Source organism: Arthrobacter sp. D3-16 (genome assembly GCF_054408515.1).
Window position 1 is genome coordinate 2,223,144 of sequence record NZ_CP096437.1, and the last position, 21,599, is coordinate 2,244,742.

Below are 21,599 nucleotides of genomic sequence, written 5' to 3' on the forward strand. Positions count from 1 at the left end.
ATCCCCACTTAGACTGGGGCGGATGCAAGAGCCAGACAGCAGGACCACCACCTACACCACCTTGGCGTCCGGTCCGGACTTCCGCCACGAGATCGAGATCAAACGCTCCAGGTTCATTACTGTGCTTCGCCGGGCGGACAGCGAGGAAGCCGCAAGGGACCTGGTGGCCGGCCTTCGCCGCGAGTTCCACGACGCCCGGCACCACTGCTCGGCCTTCATCCTCGGGCCCGACCGGGACATCCAGCGCTCCAGCGACGACGGCGAGCCCTCCGGTACGGCCGGCATCCCGATGCTCGAGGCGCTGGCCAAACGGGAAACGACGCCCGGGCTGGCCGACCTCAGCGACGTGGGCGCCGTCGTCGTGCGCTACTTCGGCGGAATCCTCCTCGGCGCGGGCGGACTGGTGCGGGCATACTCGGAGTCCGTGTCCTCTGCACTCTCCCTGGCGCCGATGGTGCGCCGCAGCAGGTTGCGGATCTGCTCCGCGGAAGTGGCGCACGCTGCTGCCGGCAGGCTGGAAAATGACCTGCGGGCTGCTGGTTTCGTCATGGCGGAAACCAGCTACGGCGCGCAGCACACGGTCCTGCGGCTGGCGCTGCCGGACGAAGCCGGTGAAATTTCCGCCGCCGCCGAACGCCTTCAATCCCTCACCGCTGGCAGCGCAGTGCTCCAGCCGGAAGGAACGGAGTGGGTGGATGTCCCCTTCCCCTGACGTCTCGCTGGTGGACGTGGATGAAGCAATGCTGGAGCAGCTCCTGGTACTCGCCAAGCGCGACGCCTCCCCCGACGAAGTGGCTCCCCCGCTGGGCGGCCCCGGCTGGAACCTGGAACGTACGGCGTGGTTCTTCAGCTATCACCGCGCCGCCGCCAGGGGCCTGGACGGAGATGCAGGCGAGAAGACGTGGGGTATTCTCGCCGACGGCCGCCTTGCCGGTTCCATCCGCCTTCGCCGCGTTGAGTCCGGCAACGGTCTGGCTGTTGCCGACACGGGCATCTGGCTCGGCAGGAGCTTTCGGTCCCGGGGCATCGGAACTGCCGCGCTGCGCCTGATCCTCCACGAGGCACGCAACGCCGGCATCGCCCAGGTGACCGCCCGCACTCTCTCGGGAAACCTCGGCGCCCAGCGCGTCCTTGCCTCCGCCGGTGCAGTCCTTACGCCCGACGACGACGGGACAGTGAGCGCCGTCGTCGTCCTATAAGTGCTTGGTATCCCAGCAGGCATGGCGCGGTCAACTGTGTTAACGCAACAGACCCCCTGCCTTATGGGCAGGGGGTCTGTTGCGTTGGGCCGGTTAATCCGGGCCGGTGGCAATTAGTTGCCGGTCAGCTTCTCGCGCAGGGCGGCGAGGGCCTCGTCGGATGCAAGCGTACCTGCACCGGCGTTGGACTCAGCAGCAGGCTCCGAGGAGTAGCTGGTGGTGCCGGAATCGCTGTCACCGGACGTTGCAGCCGCAGCGTCGTCGGCAGCGTGCTGAGCAACCTGCTTCTTGTGGGCTTCCCAACGGGTCTGGGCGTCAGCGTACTGCTGCTCCCAGGCGGCGCGCTGGTTCTCGTAGCCTTCAAGCCACTCGTTGGACTCGGGATCGAAGCCCTCGGGGTACTTGTAGTTGCCCTCTTCGTCGTACTCTGCGGCCATGCCGTACAGAGCCGGATCGAATTCCGTGCTGTCGGCGTCGACGCCCTCGTTGGCCTGCTTGAGGGAGAGGGAGATGCGGCGGCGCTCGAGGTCGATGTCGATGACCTTGACGAACAGCTCGTCACCAACGGAGACAACCTGCTCTGCCAGCTCCACGTGGCGCACAGCCAGCTCGGAGATGTGGACCAGGCCTTCGATGCCGTCTTCGACGCGGACGAACGCACCGAACGGAACCAGCTTGGTGACCTTACCCGGAACAACCTGGCCGAGGGCGTGGGTGCGGGCGAAGGTCTGCCACGGATCTTCCTGCGTAGCCTTGAGCGACAGGGAAACGCGCTCGCGGTCCAGGTCCACCTCGAGAACCTCGACGGTGACTTCCTGGCCAACTTCGACAACCTCGGACGGGTGGTCGATGTGCTTCCAGGACAGCTCGGAAACGTGAACCAGGCCGTCTACGCCGCCCAGGTCCACGAAGGCACCGAAGTTGACGATGGAGGAAACAACGCCGGGACGGACCTGGCCCTTTTCCAGCTTGTTGAGGAAGGTGGAGCGGACCTCGGACTGGGTCTGCTCGAGCCATGCACGGCGGGAAAGGACCACGTTGTTGCGGTTCTTGTCCAGCTCGATGATCTTGGCTTCAATCTGCTGGCCGATGTACGGAGCCAGGTCGCGCACACGGCGCATCTCGACGAGGGATGCGGGCAGGAAGCCGCGCAGGCCGATGTCGAGGATAAGACCACCCTTGACGACCTCGATGACGGTACCGGTGACAACACCGTCTTCTTCCTTGACCTTCTCGATGTCGCCCCAGGCACGCTCGTACTGAGCGCGCTTCTTGGAGAGGATCAGGCGGCCTTCTTTGTCTTCCTTGGTGAGCACCAGGGCTTCGACCTGATCGCCAACGGAGACGACGTCTCCGGGATCAACGTCGTGTTTGATGGACAGCTCGCGGGAGGGGATGACACCTTCGGTCTTGTAACCGATGTCGAGCAGGACTTCATCGCGGTCGACCTTGACGACGGTACCTTCGACGAGGTCTCCGTCGTTAAAGTACTTGATGGTGGCGTCGACTGCTGCGAGGAAGTCCTCAGCGGTACCGATGTCGTTAATGGCGACTACGGGGGTACCGGGCTTCTCGGTGGAGGTGATGGTCATGTAGTAGGGGCTCCGTTGTGGATAGTTAGTTGGTCAGGCGACCACCACTTCCGGGTACTGACCTGGAGGCGGAGCGCGGCGGATTGCCGGGTCATCCTGATTGCGTGGCGTTCAAATGCGAGCCAAAGCTGCGCACGCGTAACACACGCCCGTTTATTCTAGTCGCTGCCCGCAACACGGGTCAAAGTGGCTCGTCTGCTTCCAGGGGTATGGGTCAGAAGTGGGTGAGGCAGTGTGTTGCCCGCTCGACAGCGAACATCTGCCGGGCCTTCAGCGCGGCGCCGGCCGTGTTTTCCCGGATCCGCCCTGCCGCCGCGAGCGTGACTGGGCAGACGGCGCCCAGGTAGATCGAGGACAGTGCCGAGACATCCAGTGCCAGGTCCGCTTCCGCGGTTTCCGGCAGGCGCTCGACGACGGCCTGCCCGCCGTCGACACTCAGGGCGAAGGTTCCAGCAGTGAGGCCCAGGGAGTCATGGACTTCGAAGACCAGCCGGCCGTCCGCCGGGTAGTGCCTGGCCTCCAGCGCCTTGCCGGCGTCGAGAATGCGGAGCCAGAGCATGTCGCGGCTGTCCGAGGAGTCGATGCAGCGGGGATCCGTGAGCGCCCACGTGAGCGGGTCATCAATCGGCGCCTCGTCCCAGGAGACCCGTTCCACCAGGTCGATGGCGGCCAGGAACTGCCAGAGCTCCAGGTAGGCGTCGTTGCCGGCGGCCACCAGGTCCACCACTTCCACCGTGTACGGCTCAGTGTCCCAGCCGAGGAACTTGTAGGAGACGTAGCCGTCCACCGTCCCGTCACCCGAGTAATGCAGGGCCACCTTGACGGCGGGGTCCTCCTTGCCGTCGCGGCCGAGTGATCCGGATGCCAGCTGCCGGTACCATTCCTGCCGGCCGAGGGACCCGGGGGTGAGCCGATGGACCCGGTCAAAGACCTCCGGTGCCAGCTGCAGCAGCGCCTTGGGATCAGCTATTTCCACGCTGCCGGTGGGCTGGTGTCCGAGACTGAACCGAGCAGTGGTATCGACCTTCACCGTGCGCTCGAAGCTGGCCACACCGTAGCCGAAGCGCCCGTAGATGGTTCCCTCGGAGGCGGTGAGGGCGGCCATCACCATGCCGTCCTCCTTGGCGAGGTGCAGGTCCTCGCTCATCATCCGGCGCAGCAGCCCGCGGCGGCGGTGCGAAGTCCGCACGGTCACTGAAGTGACCAGCTGGCTCTCCAGGGTCCGGCCAAAACCGATGTTCAGGCTTTTGCGGAAGGTGGCGAAGGTGGCCACCGGCACCTCGGCGGGCAGCGAGTTTGGCGCCACCTGGCCAGTTTGGTAGACGCCGGTCAGGACCCGGCCGTCCTTTTCGTAGGTGGCAAGGGACTTCGCTACGTGCTCCGGCGTGCGGGTGGACTCGTGGAACCCGAAGGCCACCGCCCTGGCCCAGGTCTCCGCCTGGGCGTAGCCGTCAGTGCCTTTGGACACCGCGCCAAAGCGACGGATCGCATAGTTCCCGCTCAGATCAGCCATCGGACCGAGCCTAGCCAATGCGTTCGGCCTCTGGCCAGCCCCGACACACCGGCGCGAGGACGGGGCGCATACGGCCCCTTAACTGTTTCCGGACGTCGTACTCGTCCCCCGCGCCCCGCCCCGTCAGCTCCGATGCGTGCCCGTCCTAGTGCCCGGCGTCGTACCAGCTGGGACCAACACCGATCTGGACCTCCAGCGGGACAGTGAGGTCCGCCGCCGCCCCCATCTGTTCGGTGACGAGCTTCTCCACCGCTTCCCGCTCCCCCGCGGCGACTTCGAGGACCAGTTCGTCGTGGACCTGCAGGAGCATCCGCGATTTCAGGCCCTGCGACTGGAGCTCCGCGTGGACGCCCAGCATGGCGCGCTTGATGATATCCGCCGCCGAGCCCTGGATGGGGCTGTTCAGGGCGATCCGTTCAGCGTTCTCCCGGAGCTGCCGGTCCGTGCTGGTGAGATCCGGGAGGTACCTGCGGCGGCCCTCGATGGTTGCCGTATAACCGTCCACGCGCGCCTGGTCCACCACGCCGCGGAGATAGTCCCGGACCGCGCCGAACCGGTCGAAGTAGTCCTTCATCAGCGTGCGGGCCTCGTCCACGGAGATTTCCAGCTGCTTGGACAGCCCGAAGGAGGTCAGGCCGTAGGCCAGCCCGTAGGACATGGCTTTCACCTTCGAGCGCATGGCGCTGGTGACTTCCTCGGTAGGCACGTGGAAGATGTTGGAGCCCACGAACCGGTGCAGGTCCTCGCCGTCCTGGTACGCCTGGATGAGGCCGGCATCGCCGGACAGGTGCGCCATGATGCGCATTTCGATCTGGGAGTAGTCCGCTGACAGCAGGCACTCGTAACCGTCGCTGACCACAAAGATCCCACGCACGCGGCGGCCTTCCTCGCTGCGGATGGGTATGTTCTGCAGGTTGGGATTGTTGGAGGAGATCCGGCCTGTTGCCGCAACATTCTGGGCATAGGTGGTGTGGATACGGCCGTCCTCGGCCACCGACTTCTTCAGCGACTCCAGCATCTGGCGCAGCTTGGCGGCTTCCCGGTGGGCCATGAGCTGCACCAGGAACTCGTGGCCGGTTTTGTCCAGGAGGTTCTTCAGTGACGCGGCGTCCGTGGTGTAGCCGGACTTGATCTTCTTGGTCTTGGGCAGCTGCAGTTCCTCAAACAGCACGGTCTGCAGCTGCTTGGGTGATCCGAGGTTAACCTCGTGGCCGATAGCCGCGAAGGCCTGCTCCTGGGCGTTGTCGATGACCCTGGCGAGGTCCGCGAGCTGTTCGTCCATCCGGGCCATGTCGATTCCGATGCCGGCGAGTTCCATGTCGGCCAGGACGCGGCTGACGGGAAGTTCCAGGGTGGACAGCAGTTCCTCGGCGCGGCGTTCCTTCAGCTGCGCCTCGAAGTAGCGGCTCAGTTCAAGGACGACGGCGGCGGCCTGCACCAGTGCGCCGGCGGCTGCTTCGTCGTCGCCGTCGAAGGACAGCTCCAGCTGGCCGGCTTTCGCGGTGGCGGCGGGGATCCCGACGTTGAGGTGGTGCTGGGCCAGTTCGGCGAGTTCGTAGGTGCGGCGGTCCGGCTGGATGAGGTAGCCGGAAATGGACGTATCGTCCACCACGCCCTCAAGCTCCAGCCCACGTGAAGTCAGGGCTTTCAGGGCAGCCTTGAACCCGTGCATGACCTTCGGGGCCTCGGGGTCGCGCAACCAGGCGGCCAGGACGTTCTCCGCCTCGGCATCCTGGGCAGAGAGGTCGATGTACGCGGCGGCGCCGTCGCGGACGATGGCCAGCCCGGCAGCATCCTCCCCGATCCGTCCCGGCACCAAATCAACGGCGAGGGCGCAGCGCCGGCCCCCCGCCGCCGTCAGGAATTCGGTAAGCTCCTCGGCGACGGCGGGCGCGATGAACTCAGGGGTTTCGATGCTCGCACGCTCCGGCGCGGGAGTGTTGTCGTCCCCGTACAGTGCGAAGAGACGGCCGCGGATCGCCTTGAATTCCAGCTGGTCGAACAGGTCCTCAAGGGCCGCCTGGTCCGGTCGGGGCTCGTACAGCTCGTCCAGGGTGACGGGAAGTTCCAGGTCCGTGTGCAGCTGGTTCAGGCGGCGGTTGCGCTTGACGGCTTCCACGTTTTCGCGCAGCGCGTCACCCACCTTGCCGCCGATGGAATCCAGGTTCTCCAGTACGCCCTCCAGCCCGCCGTAGAGGTTGATCCACTTGGCAGCCGTCTTGGGGCCGACGCCGGGGACGCCCGGCAGGTTGTCGGCCGTCTCACCCACCAGCGCGGCGAGGTCGGAGTAACGGGACGGGCTGACGAAGTACTTGGCCTCGATGGCGGCGGCGTCCATCTTGGGGATATCGCTGACGCCCTTCTTCGGGTAGAGGACGAAGACGTTGTCCGTGATCAGCTGGAAAGCGTCCCGGTCGCCGGAGACCAGCAGCACCTCAAAGCCGGCCTTCTCGCCCATGGCGGCCAGCGTGGCAAGGATGTCGTCGGCCTCGTAGCCGGGCATCTTGATGGTTTTGATGCCCCACGCCTCCATCACCTGGGCGATGAGGTCGATCTGGTTGTTCATCTCGCGCGGAGTCTCGTTCCGGCCGCCCTTGTATTCGCTGTACTCAGCCTTGCGGTGGGTGGACTCATCCGAGACGTCGAAGGCCACGGCGATGTGCGTGGGCTGCTGCTCCTTGATGAGGTTGATCAGCATGGAGGTGAAGCCGTGGATGGCGTTGGTGTGCTGCCCGTTGGCGGTGGAGAACTTGTCCGCGGGGAGGGCGAAGAAGGCGCGGAAGGCCATGGAATGCCCGTCCAGCACCAGCAGCCGCGGTTGGCCGGTGATGGGAACTACGGGGGCGGCAGTGGCCGAAACCGATCCACCGGCCTGGCCCGGAACCGTGTCCTGGACAGCAGCGTCCTCAAGGGCGGTTGAACCCTGCGGGGCGTTGTCCTCCTGCAGGACATTGGACGGGAAAGGGGCCGGTTTGGTTGTTTCACTCACAGGTGCCAGCCTAGTTGCCATGATGGACAATTTCACGCCCGGCCCCTTCGCTGACGAGCTCACGGCCGCGGGCGTCCCGGAGCACCTGCACGGCTGGCTCGGCCAATTCGGGATAGGCGCGTTGGTGGTGAAGATGGGGATCCGCTTCCTGGAGATGAGTCCCGAGCGGACGGTGGCCACCATGCCGGTGGAAGGAAACACCCAGGTGGCCGGAATCCTGCACGGCGGCGCCCATGTGGTGCTGGCCGAAACGCTTGGATCATTCTCTGCGGGCATGCACGCAGGGCCGGGGCGCCACGCAGTAGGCATCGAGGTCAGCGCCACCCATCACCGGTCCATCGCGGCGGGCACGGTCACGGGCACCTGCTCAGCGATCCACCTTGGCCGGACTCTTGCGACACACGAGATTGTGATGACGGATGGGCAAGGGCGGCGACTGTCCACCGCCCGCATCACCAACATGATCCGGGATAACGCATAGACGTTAATCTCCGGGTTTTGTAGTCAGGAGGTAGCGCAGCTCAACGATGCCCCTGCCCATAGTGCGGGAGGCCGTTAACTCAAGGGGCGGCGTCGGGCCTGTCAATGGGAGCAGCCGCTTGCCGTCTCCAAGCACGACGGGAATGACGGAGAGGATGAGCTCATCCAGCACCCCGGCGTCGGCAAACTGTGCGGCGAGGTCTCCACCGCCCACCACCCAGACGTTCCTGCCTCCGGCATCTGCCTTGAAGTCGGCGATGAACTCACTGACGCTCCCGCGGACGAACGTGATGTCCGCCGCCGCAGGTGCGGTGTACTCATGACGCGTGAAAACGTAGCAGGGGGTGTCAGGGTAGGGCCAGTTTCCGGGCTCGTGTTCCATCAGCCATGAATACGTCCCACCGCCCATGACGATGCAGCCGATGCCGGCCATGAACGTCTCGTAACTTTCCTTGCCGCCGTCAAAACCATCGAACTGCAGGAGCCAGCCCAGATCGTCTGTGGACGTGGCAATAAAGCCGTCAAGGGACGCGGCTACGTAATACTGAATCCGGGACATGGCCCCAGCCTAACGATCCGGCGCAGTCTGGCCAACGGCCCAGGGGCAGTTCTTACTGCGGGCCCGCCGGGTACGTTACCCGGAGAAGTACGGGATGATCAGGTACAGGCCAAAAAGCACGGCCAATCCGCACAGTCCGAAGCACACGTATGCAAGGGATCGCTTCACACCGGGTGAAGCCTGCTGCGCGTCGCCGGCAATGGCCGTCAGTCGAACTCCCAGCGAATAGAGAACCACGACGGTCACTGCGGCCGCCAGGGTGGCTCCTGCCACGGTCAGCAGTTCCAACCACTTCATCGTTGGGCATCCTTCGTTGTGATCGCTTCGGCTTCAGTACCGGCCTCGGCGTTGCTGGTGGCCTCGGCGCCGTTGGCGTCGGCGCCGGCCTCTGCATTGGTTTTTGCGTCGGCGTTGGCCTTGGAGTGGGCCTTGGCCTTGGCGCGCGCCCGGGCCATCGCCTTCTTTTTGGCGAAGCGCACGGCCTGGCCGGCTTCCTCCACCTCGATGGCGTTGTGATGGCCGACAGCGGACTTGCGTGAGTAGAAGAACATAAAGAGGACAGCTGCCGTGCCGGCGACGGCCGCAATCAGGACCCCCACGACGCCGGTCTTGACCAGCAACGCTGTCAGTGCGCCCACAATGCCGGCGGCGGGAAGAGTGAAGAGCCAGCCCAATGCGATCTTGCCCACCATGTTCCAGCGGACGCTGGTTCCCCTGCGGCCCATGCCCGAGCCGATGACGGAACCGGACGCCACCTGGGTGGTTGAGAGTGCGAAGCCAAGGTGTGAGGACGCGAGGATGGCAGACGCGGTGCTGGTCTCGGCGGCGAAGCCCTGGGCGGGCTTGACCTCCGTGAGCCCGGCGCCCATGGTTCGGATGATGCGCCAGCCGCCGGCGTAGGTGCCGATGGCAATGGCAAAGGCACAGGCGGCGATCACCCAGAACTGCGGGCCGGAGCCCGGCGTCTGCGTCCCGGCGGCAATCAGGACCAGGGTGATGATGCCCATGGTCTTCTGGGCGTCGTTGGTGCCGTGGGCCAGAGCCACCAGGCTGGACGTGAAGATCTGGCCGGTCCGGAAGCCGCCGCGCTTCTGCGTGAGCTTGCTGCCGGTCTCGGGATCATGCCGCGACGTCAGGGCGTAGGCGAGCCGCGTGCAGACGTACGCGACGATGCCGGCGATGAGCGGAGCAAAGATCGCCGGCAGGATGACCTTCTGGAGCAGGCCCTCAAGGTTGATGGAATTGAAGCCGATGCCTGCGATCGCCGCACCGATCAACCCCCCGAACAGGGCGTGCGAGGAACTCGACGGCAGGCCCTTCAGCCACGTGATCATGTTCCACAGGATTGCCCCCATGAGACCGGCGAAGATGATCTCCGGCGTGATCTGCACGCCGTCGGAACCTTCACGGATGATGCCACCGGAGACCGTTTTGGCAACTTCCGTGGACAGGAAGGCGCCCACCAGATTCAAGACGGCCGCGAGGGTTACCGCGGTCTTCGGCTTGATGGCACCGGTTGCGATGGGCGTAGCCATGGCATTCGCTGTGTCGTGGAAGCCGTTCGTGAAGTCGAAAAATAGTGCCAGTGCGATGACCAGCGCCACCATGAAGGTGATATCCACCTGTTGCCCAATCTGCAGAGTCGACGTTCAGCAGTTTCTTTCCCCAGGCTGCCTTGCACAGCATAATTCACCAGCTGTTCGCTTGGAATGACCTGCGCTGTTAACACAAAGGGCTAACACAACCGGCGAGAAACCTTATCGATCGTACGCGCCCTCGGCAGGAGGTCAAAACACCGGTGCCGTGAGAAATGCAGCGACGGCGTCCATTTCCGTGGGCGAGATTCCCCTCCGGGGGTCCGGGGACAACGTGAGCAAGCGCTGGCCCATCATCCCGGCCCAGGCCTGGGCCTCGGCTTCGAACGCGAGTTGGTCATCCACCCAGGCCACCGCGCCGGGCGCCGTCTCTTCCACATGCGCCTGGATCGCCCGGAGTTTCCACCAGCCGGCTCCGCTGCCGGGCCCGTCGGCCGTGAGGAAGGGCCACCGGCCGCCGGCCAGGCCGATGGCCGGGCATAGGTATTCGGGCGCCAGGTCCTCCCAGCTGGTGAGCCAGACGCATCGCAGCCCGGGCATTGCAGCCAGGCTGTTGAGTGCTTCGACAAGTTCGGATGCGAACGCCACCGGCAGCAGGCCGGCTTCGGCACGGCTCCAGGGGGTCCCCCACCCGGTACTCCCTTCGGGGCTGAAGGGACAGATGACGCCGTCGACGTCAAGGTAGAGCGTACGGTCCGCCACAGCTGTTCCCGGCGGTTCAGGCGTGGTGGGAATCAGAGGGCCGCGCGCCCGGGTCCAGCATCGGAGCAATCTTCTCTTCGAGGGCCGCCACTGTCACGTCGGGCAGGACGATGAGGCCGTCCAGTTCCCGGCGGGCCCTCTTGTACGCGGCCTGGCGTTCCGCGGGGGTGGCTGCATGGTTTTCCGCGATCTTCAGCAGCTGCCTGGCGGTGGCCAGCCGTTCCCGTTCGGGTCCAGTGAACTTGCTGTCCCTGAGGCGCCTGGCCTCACGCTCGGCGACGACCAGCGCCACGCTGAAACCGTCCACAGCTTTCCGGTACGCCTCGAGGCGCGAGTGGGAGGTCATTTCCGCCGCTGCCGCCGGCCGAAGCCCGTCGGCCTCCCGTTTGGCTCGAAGGAACGCCACGGTGAGGGGTTCCCGGACGTCGGTCATAAGCGGGAAGTCGATCAGTTTACCGACGTCGAGTTCGTAGTCCAGCCAGCGCTTGTTGGCAGTATCATGAGCGGCCATCAGGGACTCCACCTCCGCGGCCGAGGCTTTCTCAGACTCACGTGCCTGGTTTTTGAGCTTGTAGAGCTCCACCTTCCGCTGGTGCCGCCGCTCACTGGCCTTGCGCCACGAGTTCGCCCAGTGGCCGGCAAAGGCCAAAGCGGGGAAAACGAGCCACCATTTATCGTCAAGGATCTCAAAGAGGGACTCCACGCGTCCATCGTCGCACTGCGTGGCGTCCCTCCTCAAGGAACGCTGCGGGGCGGCTATCCGCCTGCCTGGCCTGCAGCCTCCGGGTTGTTGACATTGACCAGCCATGCAACACCAAAGCGGTCAGTGCACATCCCGAACACGTCGCCCCATGGTGCCTGTTCCATTGGGACAGTGACATTGCCGCCGTTGCCGCTGAGCTTTTCGTAGTAGCCGCGAAGTTCCGCTTCATCGTCCCCGCTCAGCGAAATGGAGATGGAGGAACCTTCGCTGAACTCCATGCTGTTCGGCGTGTCCGCGCCCATCAGCACCATGCCCTGCGTGGTGGTCAGCATGCCGTGCATGATCTTCTCCGCCTCTGCCGGGTCCTCACTGGCCTGGAACTCCCCGAAGGTGCTGAGCGTCAGCTCGCCGCCGAAAACAGACTGATAGAAGTTCATGGCTTCCCGGGCATTGTCACGGAAGCCGAGGTAAGGGTTGAGGGTGGTGGGCATGGCTGGATCTCCTTGAGTTGTACTGAAAGGGATGGAACCAGACAACATCCTGCCCCAATCAACGGCAGCCGGGTAGGGGGCACCTGCCCCTACTGGTGCTTTGGGTACGCCCCGGCGTCAATGCGTGCGGCGGCGGGGCGGGGAACGTAGGCTCAGGTTCATGGCCAGATACTTTGACGTTCATCCGCAGGATCCACAGCCCCGCGCCGTCACCCAGGCAGTGCGCATAGTGCTCGACGGCGGGCTGATCGCCTACCCCACGGACTCCTGCTATGCGCTGGGGGCGCAGTTGGGCAACAAGGACGCCCTGGACCGCATCCGGTCCATCCGGAAGCTGGACGACAAGCACCACTTCACGCTGGTCTGCCGGGACTTTGCCCAGTTGGGGCAGTTCGTGAACATCGGCAACGACGTCTTCCGCAGCATCAAGTCCGTGACTCCGGGGAGCTACACCTTTATCCTGCCGGCCACCAAAGAAGTTCCGCGGCGACTGCTGCATCCCAAAAAGAAGACGGTGGGAGTCAGGATCCCGGACAACCGCGTGGTGCAGGCGCTGCTGGCCGAGCTCGGCGAGCCGCTGCTCTCAAGCACCCTGCTGATGCCGGACGAGGAGGACCCGATGACCCAGGGCTGGGAAATCAAGGAGCGGCTGGACCACCAGGTGGACGCCGTAATCGACGCCGGTGACTGCGGCGCCGAGCCCACCACCGTGGTGGACTTTTCCAGTGGCGTGGCTAAGGTGGTCCGTCGCGGGACGGGTGACCCGTCCCGCTTCGAGTAGGCCGCTAATCCTGCTTCCGGGCGCGGCTGGGCTGCACCCGCGGCGGCTCCCCCGGCATCTTCGGGTAGTCCGGGGGGAAGGGCATTTCCTCGAGGCCGTCCTTGAGGTCCCGGTCCCACCACTCAAGAAGGGTGTCGATGGTCCCCGGGTTGCTGTGCATGTCCGCCCAGGGGTCGCCGACGGTCTTAAGCCGGTCCGGAACGGTGAGGATGGTGAAGTTCTTCGGATCCGCGGTCTCCAGCTCGTCCCACGAGATGGGGCATGACACCGAGGCGTGCGGCAGCGCCCGGGGGCTGTAGGCCCCGGCGATGGTGCGGTCGCGGTTGGCCTGGTTGAAGTCCAGGAAGATCTTCCGGCCCCGCTCTTCCTTCCACCAGGCAGTGGTGACTTTTTCCGGCATCCTGCGCTCCACTTCCCGGGCAGCAGCAATGACGGCATGCCGTACATCAAGGAACTCACGGGTGGGCTCGATGGGCGCGTATACGTGCAGTCCCCTGTTGCCGGAGGTCTTAATGAAGCAGGTAAGCCCGGCCTCGGCGAGGACCTCCTTGAGTACCAGCGCCGCCGGGACAGCGTCGTCGAAATCGGTCCCCGGTTGCGGGTCCAGGTCGATGCGCAACTGGTCGGGGTTGTCCGTGTTCGCGGTCCGGGATGGCCACGGGTGGAAAACGACCGTATTCATCTGGACGGCCCAGATCGCGGCCGCGGGTTCGTCCAGGACAAGCATGGGATGGGAACGCGCGCTCGGAAAAACCACCTTCATTGTCCGGATGAACTCCGGGGTGCCTTTGGGCGGATTCTTGGAGAAAAACATCTCCCCATCAACGTTGTCCTTGTACCGCTGCAGCGCCACCGGCCTGTCGCCGTTGGCAGTAATGAACGCCTCCCCCACGTCGGCGAAATATCGTGCGAGGTCGAGTTTCGTGAGCCCCAGGTCAGGCCAGAGCACCCTGCTGGGACTGGAGATGCGCATCTCGCGCTCGCCGTCGGGGCCTGGAACCGTAATGGTGGTCTGTTCGCTCGCCATGGGGACAACGTACACCCCGGCCACGGTGTGCGTTCAGATTTGGGGTTCCGGGTCCGGCATGATGGTGGCATGCCTGCCTCAGAAGTGCCCCTGACCCTCGCGGTGGGTGACGTCAATGTTTCTGCTGTGTACGCCCGCCCGGATGATCCGGCGGCAACCGTTGTGGTGGCCCACGGGGCGGGCGCCGGGATGCAGCATCCCTTCCTCCGCGGGTTCACGGAGGCACTGAATGCACTGGGGACAGCCACGCTGCGGTTCAACTTCCCCTACCGCGAAGCGGGCCGGAAATTCCCCGACCGGCCGCCGGTCGCCGTCGCCACCTGGCGTGCTGCCGTGGCCGCGGCGGCGGAGCAGGCAGCAGCCCATAACGACGCAGGCCCCATCTGGGCGTGCGGCAAGTCCTTTGGCGGCCGGATGGCATCCATGGCGGTGGCAGAAGGGATGGAAGCGGCAGGACTGGTGTACTTGGGCTACCCCCTGCATCCGCCCGGCAAACCAGACAAGCTGCGGGACGAACACCTGTACGGGCTGACGACGCCCATGTTGTTCCTGCAGGGAAGCCGGGACACTTTCGCCACACCGGAGATCCTGGCGGGCGTGGTCTCGCGGATCGGGACCAATGCCGTTCTTCAATGGATGGATGGCGGTGACCACTCGTTCGTCGTCGCGGGGCTGAAACGCACAGCCGACGAGGTGGGCGCTTCCCTTGCCGAACCGGTGGCTGCCTTCATCCGCAGCCACTCCTGACAGCGGCCAACACGGCAGCCGGCCCGCAATCCTCCAGGCGCCGCAAGCTGACCGCTGCTAGGCAGCGTCGTCCTGCCACCACCCTTCCCATGCGGCGGAGCTCAACTGACCTTGTGGAAAATCGGACGTCCCGTCGCCGCCAGTGTGGGATCGGCTGTCATCGTTCCGCTGGCCGTCGATCAAGAGGTTGAGGCTGGTGAGGAGAAACATCTGCACGTCCTTAAGGTGAGGGTGTGGACCACCTCGTCGAGGTGGAAACGAGCCTATCCACGGCATGTTTCAGTCCATCGACGCGAGGTTTCAACTGTATATCGGAGATCTCACCCTGAACTTCCCGGAGCCGGAGTCCGCGGTTTGTGCAACTACTTCCGCCGCTTGACGTGCGCCGTGGCCGGGGCCGTCCAAGGATCTTCGGGCCAGGGATGCTTCGGGTAGCGGCCCCGCATTTCGGCCCGGACCTGCGCGTAGGGGCCCGACCAGAACGAGGTCAGGTCGTCGGTGACGGCAAGCGGGCGGCGGGCCGGTGAGAGCAGGTGGAAGAGGACAGGTACCCGGCCGCCGAGCAGTCGCGGTGTCTCCGCCCACCCGAAACACTCCTGCAGCTTGACGGCCACTACCGGCCGGGCAGTGTGATCTTCAACGGCAGGGTAGTCAATCCGGACGCGCGACCCGCTCGGCACCTCGAGCCACTCCGGAGCGAGGTCATCCAGTTTGGCCGCCTCCGGCCAGGGCAGCAACCGGCGCAACGGGTCGCCAAGAGTGATAGCGCGTGCGGCCGCACCACCGGCGAGTGCTTCCAGCTCCGGTCCCAGCCAGTCCCCCAGGCGCAACAGCAGCGCCTGGTCCGAGACGTCCGGCCACGGCGCGCCCAGCCCGCGGTGCAGGAAAGCGAGACGGCGGCGCAAGGCATCTGCCGCCGTCGACCATTCAAGGATGTGAAGACCCTCCCGCTGCAAGGCTTCCGCTACGGCCTTGCGTCCCTCGGTGGGCGAGGGGCGGACCGGCGTGGACGCCAGGACGATGGCCCCCAGGCGCCGCACCCGCCGTGCGGAGAGGCGGCCGGCGGTGAATTGCGCCTCGACGGAATCCGTCAGCAGGTGGGATGCAGCAGCTTCCGCCAGTTCGGGTGTGAGCGGCGCTGCCGAGCGAATAACCGCGCCGGTTCCGGCCGCGTCCCTCCCCTCCGCCCGCGTCACCTCCGCCGCCGCCAGCCATTCATGGCCGGACAGGGAGCTGTCGGCCGGCAGCCCGGCGCGCGTTCCCGAGGACAGGAGGTAACGGTTTGGGATGTCGCCGTCCACCCTGCGTGCCACCCGGTCAGGGAAGGCGAGGGCGACGACGACGCCCACCACCGCTGCGCCTGTGACCTTCGCGGGCAGGACGGGCTGTGCGGGAGAAGCAGAGCGGGTGTGTTGCTTCGCAAGGGCTGCCAGTCGGCGGGATTCCTCTGCCCAGCGCCGGGCTTCCGGTCCTGTTTCGTTCCGCAACTGCAACTGGAGGCGGGTCAGGTCAGCGCCGGGAGCTCGATAGTCCCCCGCGACCAGCGCCACGGCTTCGGCTGCCGGAAGCTGACCGGCGGCTGCCGCCCCCTCAAGCAGTGCCCGGGCCAGCCGGGGATCCGCCGGGATGCTGGCCAGAACCTTACCCATGCCGGTGGCGTGGCCCTCGTCTGTTACCGCGCCAAGTTCGCGAAGGACCTCCATGGCATCATCCATGGCCTGCCGTGGCGGCTGGTCCGGCAAGGCGAGCCCCTCTCCGCGCGGGGAACCCCAGGCGGCCAGGAGCAGGGCGGCAGCGGTTAGGTCCGCCACTTTGATTTCCGGTGTCACATGGGCCGGGGCAGCGCCGAAGGCCTGCTGGTCATAGCACCGGACCACCCGTCCGGGGCCCTGGCGTGCTGCCCGCCCCGCGCGCTGGTCGGCGGAGGCGCGGGAGCAGGAAACGGTCACCAGCCCGGTCAAGCCCCTGCCGGCGTCGCGCCGCGGTTCGCGGGTGAGCCCTGAATCGATGACCAGCCGGACACCCGGCACAGTAAGGGAGGATTCGGCAATATCGGTGGAGACAATGATTCTGGGGCTGCCACCCGGTGCGCGGCCGGAAACTGCGCGGTCCTGGTCCGCGGGTCCCACCTGGCCATGAAGCTCCAGGACGTCGGCCGCCGGTCCCAGCATGCTGCGAAGGCCCGCCGCCACCCGCGAGACCTCGCGCGCACCGGGAACAAAAACAAGGGCATCGGTGGAGCTGTCTCCACCGAGGGCATGGGTAAGCTCCGCCGCGGCTGTGGCGGCAACATAATCAAGGTAGGCGGGCGTCACGCCCCTGCCGTCCAGTCGCGGCACGGCAGCAGGCCGCCACTCTGTTTCCAGCGGGTGAAGCACCGAGGGGCAGTCCACGACGGGCGCGGGCACGTCTTCGTTGAGGGCGAGCAAGGCGGCAAAGCGGGGTGCGTCCAGGGTTGCGGACATGGCGACGACGGTGAGGTCCCCCCGCAGCTCCCGCACCTCGGAGAGCATGCCGGTGAGCAGGTCCGACTCAAGTCCGCGTTCGTGGACCTCGTCCAGGACCACCGCGGCCACGCCATCAAGACCCGGGTCGGAGAGGAGTCGGCGCAGCAGGATACCCGGCGTCACGAACTCGATGAGGGTTTCGGGACCGGCCTTCCTCTCTCCCCGCACCGAATAGCCAACCCGGTTGCCCAACGGGCTGCCGTCAAGGACCGAGAGCCGGCGGGCAGCGGCACGGGCAGCGACCCTGCGGGGCTGGGTGACAACCACGCGCCCATCCCGCCCAGCCAGGTTCGCGAGCAGCGGCGGTACAAGAGTGGTTTTGCCGGTTCCGGGCGGCGCCTGCACGACAGCCGCGCGCGGGCCGCCGCCACCGCCGGTAAGGGCTTCCGTCAGGGCCCGGGCTGAGCCGGCGAAAGCCAAGCCTGCGCCGATGGCCGCAATATCGAAGGGTTTGCCGACAGTCTGATGCTGCCCGGCCTGAAAGGTCATTCGTCCATTCTGCCCGGAAGTCCGGTCAGGGTTTCCCCGGCCCCTTGCCCTTGTCCTTGGCTTCCTTTGCGGGCTCGGGCAGTGAGCGTTCCTCCTCCTGGACGGGAGCCGGCTCCGGGGCGGGTGCCGGCACCGGGGCGGGTGCCGGAACGATCACGGGCGGCTGTGGTGCAACCTCCACCGGCTGCTGCGCCGGTTCCGGAGCCGCAGGGGATTCTGCGGTGGCCGCAGCTGGTGCGGCGGCAGCGGCAGCAGAGACCGCTGCCAGCTGTCCGTGAATCTCCGTACGCACAGACTCCACGGCCGCCTCAATGCCGCGGTACCGCGACACCGAGATCAGGCCTTGGCTGGCGGCGTCGTCCAGATCCTTCTCCAGCGCCTCCAGGGCTGCAAGGGCGCCGTCCATTCGATTTTCCGACGCCGCCTGGCTGATGGTCAGCACCCTGATTTGAAGTCCCCGGAGCGTGCCTTCATCCGACTCGGCTGGACGCAGGAGCGGGGAGGCGGCAAACAGCGCCGCAGCGAGGGCGGCCACTGCCAGGAGCGCGGAGACGCCGCGCCACGTGCGGAGGTGGTTCCCGGGTGGGCTGCCTTCTTTGCCTCCACGCAGCGGCTGCGTTTCAGGCGGCATGCCTGCCCCGCAGCGGTGCCATCGCCGGAGGCCTGGTGGGAAGGACGGTAACGGTGGCAATCCGGTCCGGAACAGGTGCGGTGCCGGCTGTCTCCTTGCCCACGGACCGGCCAGCCAGCAGCCGCCTTGTTGCAATCCGCAGCAGGATGGCGATGGTGTGGCCCAAACCAAGCCCCAACAACACATGGCCCGCCAGATACTGGCCACCGTTCCCGGCAGCGCCAAAGGGGGCACTAAGAGCCGCGGCTGCGCCGGCAAGGGTGGCCGCCAGCGCCGTGGCGGCAGAAAAAACCGTGCCCATGGCCCGACTCCTAACCTCAATTAATCAGCAAGCTTACTAGTATTGGTCAGCAAGCTTACTACTTGATCGCCTGGACGCAAGACTCGGCTCTGGACACAAATAGTCAGTAGGCTTAGCATTTTTCCATCGGCTAGCTCTTCGGAGCTGCAATCCCAGCGAGTCTCCCGAAGGGCCACCCGAACCGGCCGCAGACACGGCACGGCATCATGGATGAAGGAGATACATCATGGCAACGGCGCGGGAAATCATGACCGGAGGCGCGGAGTGCGTGGGCGAGAAGGAGACGCTTGAGGCCGCAGCCCGGAAAATGAAGGAACTCGATGTGGGGTCACTGCCGATCTGCGGTGAGGACAACAGGCTCAAGGGCATGCTGACGGACCGTGACATCGTCATTAAGTGCCTGGCGGCGGGCGGGGATCCGCGCACGGCCACGGCTGGAGAATTTGGCGAAGGCAAACCGGTCACCATCGGCGCTGACGATTCCGTGGAAGAAGCCATCCGGACTATGCAGGATCACCAGGTGCGCAGGTTGCCCGTGATCGATGGCCACGACCTGGTGGGGGTTTTGAGTCAGGCTGACATTGCCCGCAATTACCCCGAGGACCGGGTGGGTGAGCTCGTCGCCTTCATTTCATTCTGACTGGTAATCACTGCGGGCAGGCGGGGCACAGCACGCCGCCCGCAGACTCTATGCTTAGCTGGCCGCTTCGAGCAGGCGGCCAGCGGGCGCAATCCCGTTGTAGCGGCCCTTGTAGAACACCAGCGGCTCGGCGTCCGGCCCTGCGCTCAGGTGCCTCACTGCGGCTACCACAATGGTGTGGTCACCGCCGTCGTACTCCGCGTGAAGTTCGCAATCGATCCAGGCAAGGGCATCGTCAAGGACGGGGTTGCCCAACGGCGAGGCTGAATAGGCCACGCCGGCAAACTTGTCCGTTCCCGACCTGGCGAATTGCCCGGCGAGGTGCTGGTGCGCTGCGGGGAGGATGTTGATGGCAAAGGATCCGGCCTGGCGGAGTGCTGGCCATGTACTGGACGTCCTGGCCGGACTGAAAGTCACCAGCGCAGGTTCGAGGGACAGCGATGCGAACGACTGGCAGGTAAACCCGGCCGGACCCCCATCCGTGGCACTGGTGATCACCGTCAAACCGGTGGCGAAAGTTCCCAAAATGTCGCGAAGCCGGCGGGGAGCAAGATCTGCTGTGACTGTCATGGCGTGGCCCTCTCGTTGGATGGTTACCTCACCAAACCACCAGCTGCTTCCCGCGTTCAACTGCTGTGCAACGAACCGACGCGGACCGAAACGGGAGGTCATGCCGGTACATCGGCCGTAACGAAACCCGGGCTCCCGGGCGTTAGCTACCCAAGCGGGCCTGCGCCAACCCCACCACCTCAGCGTCCACCTTCGCGGCGTTCACGTCATAGAGGGAGGTATCCCTTCAAAATTTTTTCATGCATCTGCATCCAGATGGGCAGTGGTGCCGGTAATAGGTGTGTAAGCAAAAACCGCCCGCCCAGCGGGCCGAAGAAGGAGAAATCATGCGCACCAGCATTTTCGCATCAGGAGCAGTGGCAGTCGCGGCAGCACTGGCTTTCGCCGGCCCGGCCCAGGCCGCAGAAGGCGACGCCCAGCTGTCCGTCCTGCACGGAGTCCCCGGCCTCACCGTTGACGTCTGGGTCAATGGCGAACGGACACTGGACGACTTTACTCCCGGCACCCTTGCCGGCCCACTGGCTCTCCCCGCAGGAAACTACGCCCTCGCCATCACGGCCGCGGACGCAGCAGACGCATCGGCTGCCGTTATCGGCCCGGTCAACGTGACCCTGGCCGCCAACGGCAACTACACGGCGGTGGCCAACCTGGATGCCGCCGGCCAGCCAACAGCGAACTTTTTCACCAACGACGCCTCGCAAATTGAACCCGGCAAGGGCAAGCTGACAGTCCGGCACACCGCTGCCGCTCCCGCCGTCGACGTCCTTGCCGCCGGTACCGCCGTGATCTCCAACCTGGCCAACCCGAACGAACAAACACTGACGCTGGATCCTGGCACCATCCCGGCAGCCGTGGCAGCGGCGGGAACCACCCAACCTGTTATCGGACCGGCTGACGTAACTGTTGCCGAAGGCACGCACACCATCGTGTACGCCTGGGGCAGCTTGACCGACCAGAACCTGCAGCTCGCAGTGCAGACCATCGAAGGACTGCATTCAGCTCCGGGCTCAGTCCCGGGAGCACGCTCGGGAGCTGCTGACGACGGTGCCGCGGGACAGGCCATGGCCTTTGCCGGATACGGTGCCGCAGGTATCGCCCTCCTGCTGGGCGCTGTGGCGGTTTCCCGCTCCGCTGCACTGCGCAGGGTGAGCTAGGGGCACTGCAATCCCAGGGGCAGGGTAGCCAGCCCTGGGCCCAGAGCCCGGCCGACCGGCAATCTTCGCCGGCCGGCCGGGCCCGTCCGCTCCCACCGGCAGGATGCGGAGCGTCCACGGCATCCAAGCAGCGTTGACAGAGGAGGTTGTTCCCATGGAAAGCACGACGACGGCGCATCGGTTCCGGAACGGCCCCGGCAAGGGGCGCGCGGCCGCCGGACGCAGCACGGCGAAGGCACGCAGCATAACGGCCGCCGTTGTCCTTGCCGTGATGGCGCTGGTGTCCGGATGCAGCACACCAGCACCGCCGTCACCGGCAGCAGCCTCCCCTGCAGCCACGTCGGGAACCGCTGCCTCCCCCGCAGCTTCACCCGCGCCGCCAGACGCACCCGCTGCGTTGCCGGACATCCCAGTACGCCAGGCTACCCCCGCTCCGGCTGCACCCAAAGACCCGGCACCACGCTTACTGACGGTCGAGGGCACTACCATCAGCATGGACATCGTGGAAGTCAGCGTCTCGCCGGACGGGGCCATGGAGATTCCGGATGCCTTCGACCGGGCCGGCTGGTACCGGCACGGCCCTGCCCCCGGGGCAGCAGCCGGGGCCGCCGTTGTAGCGGGCCATGTGGACACCACCTCGGACCGGGCTCCCCTCTCGCAGTTGAACGGCCTTGCCGCGGGCACGCGCGTGACCATCGAACGCCACGGCGCACCGGCGCTGAATTACCGCGTACTCTCGGTTGAGTTGATGGCCAAGGACAAGTTCGACGGCGGATCCCTCTTCCGCCGCGACGGGCCCCACCAGCTCAAAATTGTGACCTGCGGCGGACGTTGGCTGGACGAGAAACAGGACTACAGTGACAATGTCATTGTCACTGCGGAACTGGAATGAGCCGCTACGCAGCCCTGACACTCAACGCCGAGGTGGG

Annotated in this window: 23 protein-coding genes; 8 read left to right on the forward strand and 15 right to left on the reverse strand. The window is 65.8% G+C overall.

The window, feature by feature from the left end; translation table 11 throughout:
- Positions 1-22 precede the first annotated feature (22 nt).
- On the forward strand, positions 23-712 hold the full coding sequence (locus tag M1D32_RS10670) for an IMPACT family protein (protein WP_458778663.1): 690 nt from the start codon (positions 23-25) through the stop codon (positions 710-712).
- Positions 696-1,199, forward strand: coding sequence for a GNAT family N-acetyltransferase (locus M1D32_RS10675; protein WP_458778664.1), 504 nt, complete (start codon positions 696-698; stop codon positions 1,197-1,199). Before M1D32_RS10670 ends, M1D32_RS10675 begins: the two co-directional genes overlap by 17 nt.
- A 113-nt stretch (positions 1,200-1,312) precedes the next feature.
- Here M1D32_RS10675 and rpsA read toward each other — a convergent pair whose 3' ends face one another.
- From rpsA to polA, 3 genes are all read right to left on the reverse strand, one after another.
- Positions 1,313-2,791 carry a 30S ribosomal protein S1 gene (gene rpsA, locus M1D32_RS10680; RefSeq protein ID WP_013600871.1) on the reverse strand — a complete coding sequence of 493 codons (1,479 nt, stop codon included), beginning with the start codon at positions 2,789-2,791 and terminating at the stop codon, positions 1,313-1,315.
- A gap of 214 nt (positions 2,792-3,005) precedes the next feature.
- Positions 3,006-4,304 (reverse strand): GNAT family N-acetyltransferase, encoded by a 1,299-nt coding sequence (locus M1D32_RS10685; RefSeq protein ID WP_458778665.1) that lies wholly within the window; start codon positions 4,302-4,304, stop codon positions 3,006-3,008.
- A 145-nt stretch (positions 4,305-4,449) separates the two neighbouring features.
- Positions 4,450-7,092: a DNA polymerase I gene (polA, locus tag M1D32_RS10690; RefSeq protein WP_458782164.1), complete on the reverse strand. Its 2,643-nt coding sequence runs from the start codon at positions 7,090-7,092 to the stop codon at positions 4,450-4,452.
- 220 nt (positions 7,093-7,312) lie between these two features.
- Between polA and M1D32_RS10695 the strand changes: the two genes are divergently transcribed.
- The gene (locus M1D32_RS10695; protein WP_458778666.1) at positions 7,313-7,774 is read left to right on the forward strand and encodes a hotdog fold thioesterase; all 462 of its coding nucleotides are present in this window, start codon (positions 7,313-7,315) and stop codon (positions 7,772-7,774) included.
- 3 nt (positions 7,775-7,777) lie between these two features.
- Here the strand turns inward: M1D32_RS10695 and M1D32_RS10700 are convergent, their stop codons facing one another.
- The 6 genes from M1D32_RS10700 to M1D32_RS10725 form a co-directional block, all read right to left on the reverse strand.
- Positions 7,778-8,332, reverse strand: coding sequence for a dihydrofolate reductase family protein (locus tag M1D32_RS10700; RefSeq protein WP_458778667.1), 555 nt, complete (start codon positions 8,330-8,332; stop codon positions 7,778-7,780).
- Between the two features lie 75 nt (positions 8,333-8,407).
- A complete protein-coding gene (locus tag M1D32_RS10705; RefSeq protein ID WP_458778668.1) occupies positions 8,408-8,629 on the reverse strand; it encodes a hypothetical protein in 222 nt (73 codons plus the stop codon).
- Positions 8,626-9,954 carry an inorganic phosphate transporter gene (locus M1D32_RS10710; protein WP_458778669.1) on the reverse strand — a complete coding sequence of 443 codons (1,329 nt, stop codon included), beginning with the start codon at positions 9,952-9,954 and terminating at the stop codon, positions 8,626-8,628. Before M1D32_RS10710 ends, M1D32_RS10705 begins: the two co-directional genes overlap by 4 nt.
- A 165-nt stretch (positions 9,955-10,119) precedes the next feature.
- The gene (locus M1D32_RS10715) at positions 10,120-10,629 is read right to left on the reverse strand and encodes an HAD domain-containing protein (RefSeq protein ID WP_458778670.1); all 510 of its coding nucleotides are present in this window, start codon (positions 10,627-10,629) and stop codon (positions 10,120-10,122) included.
- A gap of 16 nt (positions 10,630-10,645) precedes the next feature.
- Positions 10,646-11,332 carry a hypothetical protein gene (locus tag M1D32_RS10720; RefSeq protein ID WP_458778671.1) on the reverse strand — a complete coding sequence of 229 codons (687 nt, stop codon included), beginning with the start codon at positions 11,330-11,332 and terminating at the stop codon, positions 10,646-10,648.
- 53 nt (positions 11,333-11,385) lie between these two features.
- Positions 11,386-11,823, reverse strand: a complete 438-nt coding sequence (locus M1D32_RS10725) for a VOC family protein (protein ID WP_458778672.1) — start codon at positions 11,821-11,823, stop codon at positions 11,386-11,388.
- A gap of 160 nt (positions 11,824-11,983) precedes the next feature.
- Here M1D32_RS10725 and M1D32_RS10730 point away from each other — a divergent pair, with 160 nt between their 5' ends.
- Complete coding sequence (locus tag M1D32_RS10730) at positions 11,984-12,604, forward strand: L-threonylcarbamoyladenylate synthase (RefSeq protein WP_458778673.1); 621 nt, start codon at positions 11,984-11,986, stop codon at positions 12,602-12,604.
- A gap of 4 nt (positions 12,605-12,608) precedes the next feature.
- Here the strand turns inward: M1D32_RS10730 and ligD are convergent, their stop codons facing one another.
- Complete coding sequence (ligD, locus tag M1D32_RS10735) at positions 12,609-13,631, reverse strand: non-homologous end-joining DNA ligase (protein ID WP_458778674.1); 1,023 nt, start codon at positions 13,629-13,631, stop codon at positions 12,609-12,611.
- 69 nt (positions 13,632-13,700) lie between these two features.
- Here ligD and M1D32_RS10740 point away from each other — a divergent pair, with 69 nt between their 5' ends.
- Positions 13,701-14,378 carry an alpha/beta hydrolase family protein gene (locus tag M1D32_RS10740; RefSeq protein ID WP_458778675.1) on the forward strand — a complete coding sequence of 226 codons (678 nt, stop codon included), beginning with the start codon at positions 13,701-13,703 and terminating at the stop codon, positions 14,376-14,378.
- 57 nt (positions 14,379-14,435) lie between these two features.
- Here the strand turns inward: M1D32_RS10740 and M1D32_RS10745 are convergent, their stop codons facing one another.
- The 4 genes from M1D32_RS10745 to M1D32_RS10760 all read right to left on the reverse strand — a co-directional run bounded on the left by M1D32_RS10745 (position 14,436) and on the right by M1D32_RS10760 (position 18,306).
- On the reverse strand, positions 14,436-14,588 hold the full coding sequence (locus M1D32_RS10745; RefSeq protein ID WP_458778676.1) for a hypothetical protein: 153 nt from the start codon (positions 14,586-14,588) through the stop codon (positions 14,436-14,438).
- A gap of 152 nt (positions 14,589-14,740) precedes the next feature.
- Positions 14,741-17,374 carry an ATP-dependent helicase HrpB gene (gene hrpB / locus M1D32_RS10750; protein ID WP_458778677.1) on the reverse strand — a complete coding sequence of 878 codons (2,634 nt, stop codon included), beginning with the start codon at positions 17,372-17,374 and terminating at the stop codon, positions 14,741-14,743.
- A gap of 25 nt (positions 17,375-17,399) precedes the next feature.
- On the reverse strand, positions 17,400-18,005 hold the full coding sequence (locus tag M1D32_RS10755) for a hypothetical protein (RefSeq protein ID WP_458778678.1): 606 nt from the start codon (positions 18,003-18,005) through the stop codon (positions 17,400-17,402).
- Positions 17,995-18,306, reverse strand: a complete 312-nt coding sequence (locus tag M1D32_RS10760; protein ID WP_458778679.1) for a hypothetical protein — start codon at positions 18,304-18,306, stop codon at positions 17,995-17,997. The genes M1D32_RS10755 and M1D32_RS10760 overlap by 11 nt, the downstream gene beginning before the upstream one ends.
- 226 nt (positions 18,307-18,532) lie before the next feature.
- Here M1D32_RS10760 and M1D32_RS10765 point away from each other — a divergent pair, with 226 nt between their 5' ends.
- The gene (locus tag M1D32_RS10765) at positions 18,533-18,946 is read left to right on the forward strand and encodes a CBS domain-containing protein (protein ID WP_458778680.1); all 414 of its coding nucleotides are present in this window, start codon (positions 18,533-18,535) and stop codon (positions 18,944-18,946) included.
- A 54-nt stretch (positions 18,947-19,000) separates the two neighbouring features.
- Here M1D32_RS10765 and M1D32_RS10770 read toward each other — a convergent pair whose 3' ends face one another.
- Positions 19,001-19,516 carry a flavin reductase family protein gene (locus M1D32_RS10770; protein WP_458778681.1) on the reverse strand — a complete coding sequence of 172 codons (516 nt, stop codon included), beginning with the start codon at positions 19,514-19,516 and terminating at the stop codon, positions 19,001-19,003.
- 326 nt (positions 19,517-19,842) lie between these two features.
- On the opposite strand from M1D32_RS10770, the gene M1D32_RS10775 reads away from it, so the two are divergent.
- Together M1D32_RS10775 and M1D32_RS10780 are read left to right on the forward strand one after the other, a co-directional pair.
- Positions 19,843-20,670, forward strand: coding sequence for a DUF4397 domain-containing protein (locus M1D32_RS10775; protein ID WP_458778682.1), 828 nt, complete (start codon positions 19,843-19,845; stop codon positions 20,668-20,670).
- A 154-nt stretch (positions 20,671-20,824) separates the two neighbouring features.
- Positions 20,825-21,562, forward strand: coding sequence for a class F sortase (locus M1D32_RS10780; protein WP_458778683.1), 738 nt, complete (start codon positions 20,825-20,827; stop codon positions 21,560-21,562).
- Positions 21,563-21,599: the final 37 nt, after the last annotated feature.